At 69.1% G+C, this 13334-nt stretch carries 12 protein-coding genes; 5 read left to right on the top strand and 7 right to left on the bottom strand.

All coding sequences use genetic code 11. The annotated features are described in order from the left end of the window. Positions 1-19 precede the first annotated feature (19 nt). On the top strand, positions 20-772 hold the full coding sequence (locus tag WAF18_RS01545; protein WP_337243551.1) for an SDR family oxidoreductase: 753 nt from the start codon (positions 20-22) through the stop codon (positions 770-772). Then, entirely contained in the window at positions 769-2232 is a 1464-nt protein-coding gene (locus tag WAF18_RS01540) for an efflux transporter outer membrane subunit (protein WP_337243550.1), read from the top strand. The genes WAF18_RS01545 and WAF18_RS01540 overlap by 4 nt, the downstream gene beginning before the upstream one ends. A gap of 583 nt (positions 2233-2815) precedes the next feature. Here the strand turns inward: WAF18_RS01540 and htpG are convergent. After that, complete coding sequence (gene htpG / locus WAF18_RS01535; protein ID WP_337243549.1) at positions 2816-4723, bottom strand: molecular chaperone HtpG; 1908 nt, start codon at positions 4721-4723, stop codon at positions 2816-2818. 287 nt (positions 4724-5010) lie between these two features. Here htpG and WAF18_RS01530 point away from each other — a divergent pair, with 287 nt between their 5' ends. Beyond that, a complete protein-coding gene (locus WAF18_RS01530) occupies positions 5011-7788 on the top strand; it encodes a TonB-dependent receptor (RefSeq protein ID WP_337243548.1) in 2778 nt (925 codons plus the stop codon). 110 nt (positions 7789-7898) lie between these two features. Here WAF18_RS01530 and WAF18_RS01525 read toward each other — a convergent pair whose 3' ends face one another. Further along, positions 7899-8186 (bottom strand): HigA family addiction module antitoxin, encoded by a 288-nt coding sequence (locus WAF18_RS01525; protein WP_337243547.1) that lies wholly within the window; start codon positions 8184-8186, stop codon positions 7899-7901. Between the two features lie 5 nt (positions 8187-8191). Continuing rightward, entirely contained in the window at positions 8192-8377 is a 186-nt protein-coding gene (locus WAF18_RS01520; protein WP_337243546.1) for a type II toxin-antitoxin system RelE/ParE family toxin, read from the bottom strand. Between the two features lie 259 nt (positions 8378-8636). Here WAF18_RS01520 and WAF18_RS01515 point away from each other — a divergent pair, with 259 nt between their 5' ends. Then, on the top strand, positions 8637-8795 hold the full coding sequence (locus WAF18_RS01515; protein ID WP_337243545.1) for a hypothetical protein: 159 nt from the start codon (positions 8637-8639) through the stop codon (positions 8793-8795). Between the two features lie 71 nt (positions 8796-8866). Here the strand turns inward: WAF18_RS01515 and WAF18_RS01510 are convergent, their stop codons facing one another. The 4 genes from WAF18_RS01510 to WAF18_RS01495 all read right to left on the bottom strand — a co-directional run bounded on the left by WAF18_RS01510 (position 8867) and on the right by WAF18_RS01495 (position 11669). Next, a complete protein-coding gene (locus WAF18_RS01510) occupies positions 8867-9274 on the bottom strand; it encodes a hypothetical protein (protein ID WP_337243544.1) in 408 nt (135 codons plus the stop codon). Between the two features lie 82 nt (positions 9275-9356). Beyond that, a complete protein-coding gene (locus WAF18_RS01505; RefSeq protein WP_337243543.1) occupies positions 9357-9938 on the bottom strand; it encodes a hypothetical protein in 582 nt (193 codons plus the stop codon). Positions 9939-10011: 73 nt separating this feature from the next. Further along, positions 10012-10569: a cytochrome b gene (locus WAF18_RS01500; RefSeq protein ID WP_337243542.1), complete on the bottom strand. Its 558-nt coding sequence runs from the start codon at positions 10567-10569 to the stop codon at positions 10012-10014. Continuing rightward, positions 10566-11669, bottom strand: coding sequence for a catalase family peroxidase (locus tag WAF18_RS01495; RefSeq protein ID WP_337243541.1), 1104 nt, complete (start codon positions 11667-11669; stop codon positions 10566-10568). Before WAF18_RS01495 ends, WAF18_RS01500 begins: the two co-directional genes overlap by 4 nt. A 286-nt stretch (positions 11670-11955) precedes the next feature. On the opposite strand from WAF18_RS01495, the gene mgtE reads away from it, so the two are divergent. Continuing rightward, the gene (gene mgtE / locus WAF18_RS01490; protein WP_337243540.1) at positions 11956-13302 is read left to right on the top strand and encodes a magnesium transporter; all 1347 of its coding nucleotides are present in this window, start codon (positions 11956-11958) and stop codon (positions 13300-13302) included. The last annotated feature ends 32 nt before the right edge of the window (positions 13303-13334 follow it).

Raw genomic sequence — 13334 nt, 5'->3', positions numbered from 1 at the left:
CCCCGCTAGGAGTTGCTCCATGTCCGTTTCCGATTCCCGCATCGCACTGGTCACCGGCGCCACCCGTGGCATCGGCCTGGAGACCGTGCGCCAACTCAGTGCCGCCGGCGTGCATACACTGCTGGCCGGTCGCGATCGCGACCGCGCGGTCGAAGCTGCGCTCAAGCTGCAGGCCGAAGGTCTGCCGGTCGAGGCGATCGCGCTCGACGTCACCGACGCGGCCAGCATCGCCGAGGCTGCGAAAACCATCGCGGCGCGCCATGGCCGTCTCGACATCCTGGTCAACAACGCCGGCATCGTCGCCGACGACCCGACCCAGGGCACCATCGGCCAGTCGCTCGACACCTGGCGCACGACGTTCGAGACCAACGTGTTCGGCCTGATCGCGACCACGCAGGCGCTGCTGCCGCTGCTGCACACGTCCAAGGCGGGCCGGATCGTCAATGTCTCGAGCCTGCTCGGCTCGATCAGCCAGCATCAGGACCCGACCTCGTTCATCTACGACATGAAAGGCATACCGGCCTACAACGTGTCCAAGACCGCGGTGAATGCGTGGACCGTGCACCTGGCGCACGTGCTCAAGGATGCCGGCATCAAGGTCAACACCATCCATCCGGGCTACGTGCGCACCGACATGAACAAGGCGGGCGACGCGCAGAACGGCGAGCTCGAGGTCGTCGACGGCGCGCGCACCAGTGTGCGGCTCGCGCTGATCGACGACGACGGCCCGACCGGTGGCTACTTCTACTTCGACCAGGCACTGCCATGGTGACGCGCCCGCTCATCGCCACCCTGGCCGCGGCGCTGCTCGCCGCCTGCGCCGTCGGCCCGGACCACGTGCGTCCGACGATGGCGGTGCCAGAGACCTTCGGCGTGCAGGCGCCTGTGACCGATCCGGCGGCGGCGGCGCCCGTCGCCGCGCCGGCCGACGGCGCCTTCTGGCAGGCCTTCGGCGACCCGCAACTCACTGCGCTGGTCGACGATGCGCTGACGGCCAACCACGACCTGCGCATCGCACTCGCCCGCTTCGATCGCGCCAACGCCTTGCTGCGCAACACGCGCTTCGACCAGTGGCCGACGATCGACGCCAGCGGCCGGGCGACCAGCAGCCGGGCCAGTGCCGACCAGGCACCGGGCGTCCCGCGTGCCGCACGCGACAGCGACGCCTTCGAGGCCGGCATCGGCGCAAGCTGGGAACTCGACCTGTTCGGCCGCGTGCGCCGCGGCGTCGAGGCCGGCCGCGCCGAAGCCGCCGCGAGCGCCGACGACCTGCGCGCCTTGCAGGTCGCGATCGTCGGCGAGGTCGCGACCGCCTACCTCGACCTGCGCGGTCTGCAGGAGCGGCTGCGCGTGGCGACCGAGAACGCCGGCAACCAGCAGCACACGCTGGCGCTGGTCGAGGCCCGCCGCAACGCCGGCCAGGACAGCGACTTCGACAGCGCGCGCGCCTCGGCGCAGGCGGCCTCGACCGCATCGCGGATCCCGGCGCTGGAGGCCGAGATCGCGGTCGCCATCCATCGCATCGCGGTCCTCACCGGCCGCACGCCCGACGCCCTGCGCGATGCCCTCAGCGCCGCACGCGATCTGCCTGCCGTGCCGCGCGCGATCGATCCCGGCACACCGGCCGACGTCCTGCGGCTGCGCCCGGATGTCTCAGCCGCCGAACACCGGCTGCACGCCGCGACCGCACGCGTGGGCGTCGCAACCGCCGACCTGTTTCCGCGGCTCACCCTGGGTGGCCTGATCGGCAGCCAGGCCGGCGACGTCGACGCGCTGTTCAAGCGCGACAGCGAGACCCGGCTGGTCGCACTCGGTATCGACTGGTCGTTCCTCGACATCGGCCGCGTGCGCGCCCGCATCGCTGCGGCCGATGCCGACGCCGAGCTGGAACTGGCGCGCTACCAGCAGACTGTGCTGCGCGCACTCGAAGACACGGGCAACGCGCTCGCACGCTTCGATCGCGCGCACGACGAGGATGTCGAACTCGAACGCGCCGCCCGCGACAGCGCCCGCGCCGCCCGGCTGGCCCGCATGCGCTTCGAAGCCGGCGCGACCGGGTTGCTCGACGTGCTCGACGCCGAGCGCACGCAGTTGCAGGCGGAAGACGCCTTCGCCGCGGGCCGCACCCGCACCGCGACCGGCGCCGTCGCGCTCTACCGCGCCCTCGCCGGCGGCTGGCCGCAGTCGCTCCCGCAACGCGAACCGCTCGACACGCAGGTCTCGCAACGCTGACCGACACCGGTGCCCCCCACCCACCCCTCCCCCGCATTGCGGGGGAGGGCTTAAGGTCACTGCGCCGGTGACATGCGTCAGCAGCGCACGCGTGCATAGCCGTGGACGACCCGCTTGAGCGCGGCACACCTCCCCCGCTCGCGGGGGAGGTCGGCGCCATGGGCGCCGGGTGGGGACACGGGATTTCACGCAGTCGCGCTCTGCATGCACACCGCGATCTGCTCGGCCCCCACCCAACCCTCCCCCGCAATGCGGGGGAGGGGCTTAGGGTCGCCGCGCCAGCGACATGAAGTCAGCACCGCACGCGTGCATAGCCGTGGACGACCCGCTTGAGCGCGGCACACCTCCCCCGCCCGCGGGGGAGGTCGGCGCCACCGGCGCCGGGTGGGGGCACGGGCTTTTGCGCAGGCGCTTTCCGCATGCACACCTCGACCTGCTCCCGCCCCACCCAACCCTCCCCGCATGCGGGGAGGGCTTAGGGTCGCCGCGCCGGTGACATGAAGTCGGCAGCACGGGCGTAACCGTGTAAGACACGCTCGAGCAAAGGGCACCTCCCCGGTGACGCGGGGGAGGCACACGGCACTCAGCCCAGCAGGACGCGGTTGAGGCGCTGCACGAAGGCAGCCGGGTCGGGCAGCGGCGCGCCGGCGGCGATCTCGGCCTGTTCGAGGAGCAGCGTGGCCAGGTCGGTGGCCTTCGCCTCGTCGGCTTCGGCTTCGATCCGCTGCAGCAGGGCGTGCTGCGGATTGATCTCCAGCGTCGGCTTGCTGTCGGGGATCGCCTGGCCGGCTTCACGCAACAGACGCGCCAGGTGCGGCGCCATCTCGTAGTCGGCCAGCGCCAGGCACGAGGGCGAATCGGTCAGGCGCGCAGAGACCCGCACGTCGCCCACGCGCTCGCCGAGCAGGCCCTTAAGCCGCTCGATCAAGGGCGCCGCCGCCTTCGCCGCTTCCTCCTGCTTGGCCTTGTCGGCAGCGTCGAGCGGCAGTTCGCCCTTGGCGACGTTCTTCAGCGACTTGCCGGCGTACTCGTGCAGGTGGCCGAGCATCCACTCGTCAATGCGGTCGAACATCAGCAGCACCTCGATGTCCTTCGCGCGGAAGGCCTCGAGTTGCGGGCTGCCGGCCGCGGCGGCGTAGCCGTCGGCGGTGATGTACCAGATCGTGTCCTGGCCCACGGCCATGCGGCCGACATAGTCGTCCAGCGACACGGTCTGCGAAGCGCCCTCGCCCTTGGTCGAGGCGAAGCGCAGGAGCTTGGCGATGCGTTCGCGGTTGGCGGGGTCCTCGACGATGCCTTCCTTGAGCGTATTGCCAAAAGCCTTGTAGAACGCGGCGAACTTGTCGGCATCGTCGCGTGCGAGCTTCTCGATCAGGTCGAGCACGCGCTTCACGCACGCGCCCTTGATGCGTTCGAGCTGACGGTTGTGCTGCAGCAGCTCGCGGCTGACGTTGAGCGGCAGATCGTCGGCGTCGACGACGCCGCGCACGAAGCGCAGATAGTTCGGCAGCAGCTCCTCGGCCGCGTCCATGACGAACACGCGCTTGATGTAGAGCTTCAGGCCCTTGCGCTCGTCGCGGCCGCCCATCATCAGGTCGAACGGCGGCTGCGACGGCAGGTACAGCAGCGTCGTGAAGCTCTGGCTGCCCTCGACGCGGTTGTGGGTCCACGCGGCCGCGTCGTTGAAGTCGTGACCGAGCGCCTTGTAGAAGTTCTGGTAGTCGGCGTCGGAGATCTCGGACTTGGGCTTGGTCCACAACGCCGAGGCGTCGTTGGCGGTTTCCCATTCCGGCGCAGCGTCGGCCTTGGCCGCGTCCTCGTCCGATGTGTCGTTGGCAGGGGTCGGCGCGTCCTTGGGCATGCGGATCGGGAACGCAACGTGATCGGAGTACTTGCGCACCAGCGAGCGCAGCTTCCAGCCGTCAAGGAACTCGTCCTCGTCCGCCTTCAGGTGCAGGATCACGGTGGTGCCGCGCTCGGGCAGCGTGACGTCTTCGAGCGCGTACTCGCCGCGGCCGTCGCTCTCCCACTTCACGCCGGCCTCGGGCGCGACGCCGGCATGGCGGGTGAGCACGGTCACCCGATCGGCGACGACGAAGGCCGAGTAGAAGCCCACGCCGAACTGACCGATCAACCGGGCATCGGCCTTCTGCTCGCCGCTCATCGCTTCCAGGAACCGGCGCGTACCGGAGCTGGCGATGGTGCCGATATTGGCGACCACGTCGTCGCGGGTCATGCCGATGCCGTTGTCGCGGATGGTCACCGTGCGCGCGGCCTTGTCCCAGCTCACATCGATATGCAGTTCGCCGGTCCCGGCCAGCAGCTCGGGCTTGGCGATCGACTCGAAGCGCAGCTTGTCGCAGGCGTCGGAGGCATTGGAGATCAGCTCGCGCAGGAAAATCTCCTTGTGCGAGTACAGCGAGTGCGTCACCAGGTGCAGCACCTGGGCGACTTCGGCTTCGAACTTGCGGGTCTCGGTGGTGGCGGTCATGACAGTCCGTGTGGCGTGTTGCGAGAGCGCCGATATTGGTCTGCTCGCGGCGGAATCAAGCCGCCCGGGCATCGCGCGCGCCCTCGCTGGACCGCACTTGCGCCCAGTCGGCTGTGTCGACTCGCTAAACCGACGTTGAACGACCCAGAACGGTCAGAACCTGAATTCGTCATCCTCACGAATTCTTCACATTAACGAGATCTTAACTGCGCCAACCGTCCCCGGCAGCGCTGCGGGTCGGCGCATTCCCCCTTTTTTGCCCCTTTGCATACAGGACGCCCGTTGCCATGACTCCGTTCACTCGCCGCGCGCCACGCCGCCATGCGCTCGCCATCTCGATTCCTCTCGCGCTGGCGGCCATCGCGCTGCCGCTGCAGGCCGCTGCCCAGCAGAGCACCACCACGCTCGACCGCATCACTGTGACCGGCTCCAACATCCCGCGCACCGATACCGAGACCGCCTCGCCGGTGCAGGTGATCTCGCGCGAGCAGATCGATCGCACCGGCAAGACCACGGTCGGTGAGTACCTGCAAAGCCTGGCGATCGATGGCGCGGGCTCGGTGCCCAAGAGCTTCGGCAACGGCTTTGCCGGTGGCGGCGCGGCGATCTCGCTGCGCGGTCTGGGTGCCGGCTCGACGCTGGTGCTGCTCAACGGCCGTCGCATGGCGCCGTTCGGCTTGGCCGACGACGGCCAGAAGGTGTTCACCGACCTGAGCACGATCCCGCTCGACGCGGTCGAGCGCATCGAAGTGCTCAAGGACGGTGCGTCGTCGGTCTACGGCTCGGATGCGATCGCCGGCGTCGTCAACGTGATCCTGCGCACCGATTTCACCGGCGCGGTGGCGACCGTGTCCTACGGCTGGTCGGGCGATGGCGGCGGCGACCAGCCCAAGGCCTCGCTGACCGCGGGCACCGGCAGCCTGACCGAGGACGGCTACAACGCCTTCTTCAGCATCGAGGCCGCCAAGACCGATGCCATCCGGCTCTACGACCGCCGCGACCGCGACTGGATCGGGACCGGCGACATACGCCGTTGGGGCTACGGTATCGGTGGCAATCTGCCTGGCCGCATTACGGGGGGCGGCAGCAACGCCGGCGCCAGCCCGAGCGGCGCGATCCAGAACCCGATCACCGGCCGCTTCGAGTCGCTGCCCGGCTGCGCCGGCCTGTCGGACGTGACCCCGCAGGATCCGGCGGGCGGCTGCCTGTGGGACGTCGCCCGCTTCCGCGACCTGTCGCCCGAGGAGAAGTACGTGAACTTCTTCTCGCGCGCCGCCTTCGCAGTCGGCGACAGCAGCGAGCTGTACATGGAACTGGGCATCGCCAACAAGCAGACGGTGTTCCAGAACACGCCGTCGAGCGCGTCTGGCGCCTGGGGCTATCCGGGCGGCCCGGTCAATGCAACCGACCCGGGCCCCGGTGCGGTCGTGCTCGGCCCGGACCATCCGGACAACCCGTACCCCGGCACCGCAAACCGCTTGCGCTACGCCGCGTTCGACGTCGGCCCGCGCACGACCTACAACGATAGCCGCTTCATGCGCCTGCTGCTCGGCTTCAAGGGCACCGCCGGGGCCTGGGACTACGACGTCGGTTACCTTCACTCGGGCACCGACCTGACCAACGAGCGCACCGGCTTCCTGCGTTACAGCCACGTCAAGACCGTGCTCGAGGACCCCAATAGCCCGGTCGGCTGGTGGCGCATCGGCGACGATGCCGGCCGCAACACCAAGGCGCTGTACGACTACATCTCGCCACGCATCCGCGCCACCGGCCGCACCCGCCTGGACATCATCGATGCCAAGGCCACGCGTTCGCTGGCCGATCTGGCCGGTGGCCCGCTGGGCCTGGCAGTCGGCGCCGAGTACCGCCGCCAATCAGTGCTGCTCACCCCGCAGACCTACACCGACATCGGCGACATCATCGGCCTGGGTTACTCGGCCTATGGCGGCGTGGAAAAGGTCTCCAGCGCCTATGTCGAGTTGCAGGCGCCGGTGCACGAGACCCTGGAACTGACCGGTGCGCTGCGCGTGGACAAGTACGACGGCGGCGAGACCTCGACCACGCCCAAGGTCGGCGTGAAGTGGTCGCCCGCCGACTGGATCGCGCTGCGCGGCACCTATGCCGAGGGCTTCCGCGCCCCGAACCCGGCCGAGGCCGGCACCGGCGGCCTGGCGGCCTTCAGTACTGCGGTCGACCCGGTGCGCTGCGCCGCACCGGGCCACGAGGAACAGGACTGCCAATCCCAGTCGATCGCGCTGATCACCTCGCCCAACCCGGACCTGCGGCCCGAGGAATCCAAGAGCACGACGCTCGGCCTTGTGCTCTCGCCCTGGACCGGCGGCTCGCTCGCACTCGACGCCTTCCGCATCAAGCGCACCGACGAGATCTTCGGCGGCAGTGCCGACGCGGCGATCGCCGCCGGCGGTGCCAATGTGATCCGCGGCACCAACGTGATCCCGGGCACCCCGGGCAGCGGCTCGATCCTCGCAGTGCTGGTGGGCTACGAGAACGCCTCGTCGACGACCGTCGAAGGCTTCGACGTCGATCTCGAGCAGCGGATCGAGCTCGGCGATGCGGGCCGCCTGCGTCTGGACCTGCAGCTCACCCACATCAGCAAGTTCGAACGCGTCGACGTCGATGGCTCGGTGTACGAGTTTGCCGGCACCCACGGCAACTGCGATGTGACCAACTGCATCGGCACCCCGAAGAACAAGGCCAACTTCGGCGCCACCTGGGAGATGGACCAGTTCGCGATCAGCAGCGTCGTCAACTGGCGCGACAGCATCAGCAACTTCGCGTACGAAGACAGTGGTTGCGCGAATACTTTTGCGAACGGCGACGATGCCCCCGGCGGCTGCAAGCTCGCCTCGTTCTACACGATCGACCTGTCGGCGCGCTGGATGCCGACCGAGCACTGGGAAGTGTTCGGCTCGGTCGCCAACCTGACCGACCGCGTCGCACCGCTCGACCCGCTGACCTACGGCGCCATCAACTACAACCCGATGGACTTCAGCGGCGCGATCGGCCGCTACTTCACGGTCGGCGCGAAGTTCAAGTTCAACTGACCTTCCCGCAATCGGTAGGACCCGGACGCCCCGCCTGTCGGGGCGTCCGCATGTCTGCAATCACCAATCGAAGACGTGCGTCTGCGCGTCGCAACGAGCAGTCCCCCGGGTCAGGCGGCTTCGAGCTCGAGTTTGCCGACGCGCCGCAGGTCGACTTCGCGACGCGCCACCCACAGATCGAAGGCATCCTGCATCGCGAGCCAACTCTCGGGTGTTCTCCCGATCGCCTTGGCGAGCCGCAGCGCCATTTCCGGCGTGACACGACTCGTGCCGTTGAGGATTCTGCTCAGCGTGGAGGCGGACACATCCAGCTTTTCAGCCAACATCCGCCCACTGATGCCGTTGGGCTCCAGGTAGACCGCGACGATGAATGCGCCGGGATGCGGCGGGTTGTACATGGCCATCAGTGATAATCCTCGTAGTCCAGCACGTATGCATTACCGTCCCGGAACTCGAATGTCAGCCGCCAGTTGCCGTTGACGGAAATCGCCCAGCGCCCCTGCATCCGACCTTTGAGCGAATGGAGGCGAAAGTCAGGAATCTCCATGTCCTCCACGATCGAGGCCGTGTCCAGCGCAGCGAGCTGCATCTACAGCCGCTTCGCGTGTCCGGCCTGGATCCCGGCCGTGCTGCCTGTCTCGTAGAACCGGCGGAATTCCTTGTGCCGGAATGACTTGATCATGCCGCCAGCGCAGCATGTGGCGCATTACGCAACAACGTGCTGCCGGGCGGACGATCTCGGCGCGGCCTACGGTTGATCTGCATCAATGCCGGGCGTCCCGGGGGGCTCTAACTTGGCACCACACCCACCGGCGACGCACCGCCAGTCGCCGTCACCTGGAGCCGTTATGAACGTCCTGCCCTATTCCGCGTTCGAGGTGCTGGCCATGGTCATGGAGGGCACGCATGTGCCGCCGCCGGCCCTGGCCGTGCCGCCGCCCGCCGCCGATACGCCCACACCTGCACCGGCCGAACCGGTCTATCCCGACTTCCGCCACGCCGCCTGACCCGGTCCGCCGGACGGCCCGGCGTCTGCCTGCAAGGCAAGGACACCGAGCCGCCCGAGGCGTTGTCGCACTCAGGGCTGGTAGCAATCGCCCGAGGGATCGACCTCGATCTCGATCAGCTCGCTGCCGCCGCCACCCCAGACATTGCCGCCGGTGAAGATCAGGCAGCCCTCGCCGCGGAACAATGCCTGCAGGCGCGTCGCGTCGTTGCCGAAGTAGAACGGAATCCAGCGCTTGCCCGATTCGTAGGTATGGAACCGGTCCGGCGCGCGGTCCATGAGCTCCTGGACATCCTGCATGCTCATGCCGATCTGCAGCTGTGCGAACTTGCTGCCTTCGGCCGGCGTGCCGACGATCTCGCCGGTGAAGGCGCCATCCTGCGAGGGCACCTCACGCCGTTGCCCCTCATTGGCACCCGCCGTTGCCGAAGCCGCCATCATCCCCAGCGCCAGTGCAGCGCCGATTCCCCCATTGCGCATCGCGATCCCCTCGTGTCGTGCGTCGCCCCGATGGCGACGGCCGGGCGATGCTAGCAGGCCGGTCGGCGCTCGACAGCGCCGATCAGGCGATCCGTTCCACCCGGCATTCGCGGCACAGCGGATAGGCGTCGAGGAACGGGCGAATCGCCGCATGCATCTGCTCGAAGTCGGCGCCGTACATGTACAACGCCGTCTCGCTCGGCCCCTGCCAATGGCTGTTGACCATGCCGCGCTCGCCCAGCAGGCGCTCGCATTCCTCGACGACGTGGTGGATGTCGCAGGTGTCGTACACCGTTTGCGGCAGATCGGTGCCATTGAGGTAGAGCGCCAGGCCTTGATGGGCACCAAACACGATCGGCGTGTCACGATCGGGCACATGCAGGCGCGAGCCGACCGGTGCGAGCATCGCGGTGAAGGCCTCGCGGACGAACTCGATCTGGGCCGGCGAGGCATCGGACAGCTGGATCTCGATGTCGCAGGCCTTGACCTCTCCGCTCTCGGCCAGCAGCGTGCCGCCGCCCACGACTTCGGCGTCGATCTCACGATGCCGGCACAGATCCCCGAACGCATCCTCGAGCGCCGCGCGATCGGCCGGCGCCAGCCGCGCATTGAGGCTGACCGTGACCATCGCCGGCTGCGGCTTGCGCTTGAAACGTCCGAACATGCCCAGGCTCCGTGAGGTCGATCCGCGTATTGTCGATGAAGCGAGGCCAGATGTACCGCGATGACCGGCGCGTTCACCGAGGCCGCACGCGGCGCTCAAGCGGCCACGGCGCCATCGACCGGAACACCCCGTCCCGGCGCACCCACGCATGCCGGAGCGCGGCGGCCAGATGCAACGCGATCACCGCCAGCAGCGCGCGGGCGAGCCAGGCATGTGCGGCGCGCAACACGCTGTAGAGCGCGGGGTCGTGCGGCGCGATCGCCGGCAATCGCACATCGCCCCACAACACCACCGGATTGCCGGCGGCCGACACCATCGCCCAGCCGATCAGCGGCATCGCCAACATCAGCGCGTACAGGGCGACATGAGAGGCGTGCGCGGCGGCACGCTGCCAACGTGGCAGGTCCGACGGCAGGGCCGGCGTGCGGCGCATCAGGCGATGCGCCAGGCGCACGACCGCAAGTACCAGCAGCGACGCACCGATCGGCCGGTGCAGCGCGAGCAGCGACGGGCGCAGGGTCATCGAGGCGACCATCGTCACACCAATGAACAGCATCGCCAGGATCAGCACCGCCATGCTCCAGTGCAGCAGGCGGGCGAACGCATCATGCTGAGCGGGCCGGGCGCTCATCGCGCGGTCTCCTGCGGCGGCACGCCATCGACATCGTCACCGTGCGCGATCTCGCGCTCGCGGCGATCGAAGGACTGCGCGTACACCGATGCACGCGCGGCCAGGATCGGGTCGTCGGATAACGCCACGCCGGACGGTACGAGGGTTGGATCGAAGTTGAGATCGCGGCACGGACCGGTCGCCTGGTCCTGCGCCTGGGTCAGCACCAGCGTGCCGACCACCACCTGCTCGCGCGCCTCGGGCCACGGCGTACTCGGGTCGCGGGCATCGTCGTCGGGACCGGCGAGGGTGACGACCATGTCCCAACGCAGCGGACCGCGCGCCAGCCGCGCGCGCAGTTCGTCCTGCAGATAATCGCGCTCGGCAGCCTCGCGCTGCGCCGCATCCATCTCCACAAACGGCGCCTGCGGTCGCATCGACCAGCGCACCAGCCGCGACATGCCTGCGGCGTCGACGAAATGGTAGGCATGGATACCGTTGTACTGCGTGTTGGCGAAGCTGTCCGACCACGGCGCCGCCTTGGCCCAGGCGGCGAAGCGTTGCGCCTCGGGATGGCGCGCGGCGAACGCCGCCATGCGCGCAGGATCGGGCTTGCCGGTGGCCGGATCCGGCGCGGACGCGCGGGTCTGCTCGAAGAAGGTCTCGATCGACGCCGCACCGAAGAACGGAAAACTGTTCATCGCCATGCGCCACTGGCTGCCGTCCGGGCTGGCGAGCACCAGCGCCATGCTGCGCACACGCGCCTGCGCGTCCAGCCCGTAGGGCGAGCCGCCGCCGATCGACAGCCGGCCGAGCACCGGCGTACGCGGGCTGGCGAACATGGCGGCCCGGCTCAACGCCGCCCCTGCCGGAAGGCCCTCGAAGTGGCCGGCCACGCACACGCCCTTCGCATGCGCGCGTCGGAAACCGGGGAACGGTGTGGTCGAGGTCGCCTCGATCGCATCGGTCATGCGCGCGGGCGTCAGCCGTCCGGGACTCAACCAACCGGCGGTCCATGCGAACAGCAGCAACAGGGCGCCGACGATCGCGGTGATGGCGGCATACGCCCGCAGCGCGCGGCGACGCGCGGGGCCGGAAGACGGCGGCTCGGCGGAGGGCATCGTGGCGTCCGGAAGGTGGCTGCGGCCGAGCATACCCTGCGCGCCGCTGCGTACCGCCAGCGACATCCACAACCGCGTCCGACCCGCGGGCCTGGATGTGTTGACCCCCGCGCAGCGCGCCACCAGACTGCGCGCACCGCGACGCAACCGCGTCGCCCATGCGCGAAAACACGCCGATGTCCAGCGACAGTCCCAGTCGATCTTTGACGCCGCCCACGGCAACGACGGCCTGACGTCCGCAAGGACCGGCTGCCCGCGCCGCTGTTGCGGCACTGCGAGGCAGCCCATGTTCAAGCAACACCCCACCGCCACCGGTCCGCTGGCGGCGTTCAACACCGCCGATGCCGTCGAGCATCTCAACCAACTGGACGTCGTCGGGGCCGCGCGCCTGGTCGCGCAAGCGCCCCCCGCACGCGGCGTGCGCCTGCTCGAACAGCCCGAGCTGGCCCACGCCGCGCAGATCCTGCAACGGCTGCCGCCTGCACAGGCCAGCACCTTGCTCGACGCCATGGCCGACGACCGCGCCGCCGACCTGCTGCTGGCGTTGGACGCAAACGACCGCGAACGCCTCATCGCCGCGCTGCCACCGGCCACCCAGCAGGCGCTGCGAGACCTCATGCACTACCTGCCCGGCAGCGCCGGCAGCCTGATGACGACCGAGTTCGTCAGCGTCACCACCGACCAGCGCGTCGGCGACGTGCTGCAGCATGTCCGCGAGGTGGAACGCGAGCGCGAAACGATCTACGCGATCTACGTGCTCGACCCGCAGACCCGCGCGCTGCAGCAGGTGGTGACGCTGCGCCGGCTGATCACCGCCGATCCCGACGCACCGATCCTCGACGCCGCGCAGACCAACCCGCCGGTGTTCGTGACGCCCACCACCGACCAGGAGGAAGTCGCCCGGCTGATCCGCCGCCATGACCTGCTCGCAATCCCGGTCCTCGACCCACAGCGGCAGCTCGTGGGCATCGTCACCGTCGACGACGTACTTGATGCGCTGATCGCCGAATCCAACGAGGACGTGCATCGCTTCGGCGGCGTCGAGGCGCTGGACCGGCCGTACATGCAGATCGGCCTGCCCGCGATGATCCGCAAGCGCGCCGGCTGGCTGAGCGTGCTGTTCCTCGGCGAGATGCTCACCGCCAGCGCGATGCAGCACTACGAAGACGCGCTGTCGAAGGCGCTGGTGCTGACGCTGTTCATCCCGTTGATCATGAGTTCGGGCGGCAACTCCGGCGGCCAGGCCACGTCGCTGTTGATCCGCAGCCTCGCCCTGCAGGAGATCCGTCTGCGCGACTGGTGGCGCGTCGCGCTGCGCGAGCTACCCACCGGCATGACCCTCGGCGCGATCCTCGGCCTGCTCGGCATCGCGCGCATCACGATCTGGCAGTTGGCCGGCTTCTACGACTACGGCCCGCACTGGATGCTGATCGCGTTGACCATCGGCGCCGCATTGCTGGGCATCGTCACCTTCGGCTCGCTGGCCGGCGCGATGCTGCCCTTCATTCTGCAGCGCCTGGGCTTCGACCCGGCCAGCGCCTCGGCGCCGTTCGTCGCCACGCTGGTCGACGTCAGCGGCCTGGTGATCTATTTCAGCATCGCCGCCGCGATCCTCGGCGGCACGTTGTTGTAGCGCCGGAGCGCGTCATGCCTGGTCGCGGACGG

This window comes from Luteimonas sp. gir (assembly GCF_037198055.1).
Taxonomy (GTDB): Bacteria; Pseudomonadota; Gammaproteobacteria; order Xanthomonadales; family Xanthomonadaceae; genus Luteimonas; species Luteimonas citri_A.
The sequence above is the reverse complement of the archived record's forward strand: the minus strand, read 5'-3'. Positions and strand labels throughout refer to the sequence as shown.